This is a genomic window from Dellaglioa sp. CoH-57-MRSF-18 (assembly GCF_056781995.1).
This window is the reverse complement of record NZ_JBXAXX010000088.1, coordinates 1-446: the sequence shown is the minus strand read 5'-3', so window position 1 is coordinate 446 and position 446 is coordinate 1. Positions and strand designations below refer to the sequence as shown.

Sequence of the window (446 nt, the reverse complement as noted above, 5' to 3'; positions counted from 1 at the left end):
TACGTGCGGCCCCGTACGTTTTGGCGTCTTCGCTCAGTGCCAACACGCCCCGATAGTCGTGTGCGTCGCGCGTACCTGTCACGTCTACTAGGTCGCCGTTTCGCTTATCGAATTGAAACGTGATCGGCACACGGGGCCCGAAACAGGGCCAGCGCCGCGCAAATTCTGTCACGTCGCGCTCCGTGCATTGGACCGTGTAGAAACAGCCATTATCGAATGTGCGCATCATGCACCCCTTTAGACGAGATAACCCCATGCGTCGCGAGCGTAGCGCGCGGCATCCGCCAGCAATTCAGCGCGTGTCCGGTATTGCGGTCCGACGCATGCCGCGCGGTTTTCGCCGTCGTGCATGTCAACAAACCGCCAGCAAGGGACGCCCGCCGGATTCGAATTCGTGTACCCGAGCCCAGCAAACCGCGATGCGTGAATGGTGAGCCGATTAACGC

1 protein-coding gene is annotated in these 446 nt (G+C 60.5%); it reads right to left on the bottom strand.

Features of this window, described 5'->3' with window-relative positions; genetic code table 11:
- Positions 1 to 237: 237 nt before the first annotated feature.
- Positions 238 to 446: hypothetical protein (locus tag AC1RPG_RS08205; protein ID WP_481762500.1), on the bottom strand; the 209-nt coding region annotated here is incomplete at its 5' end.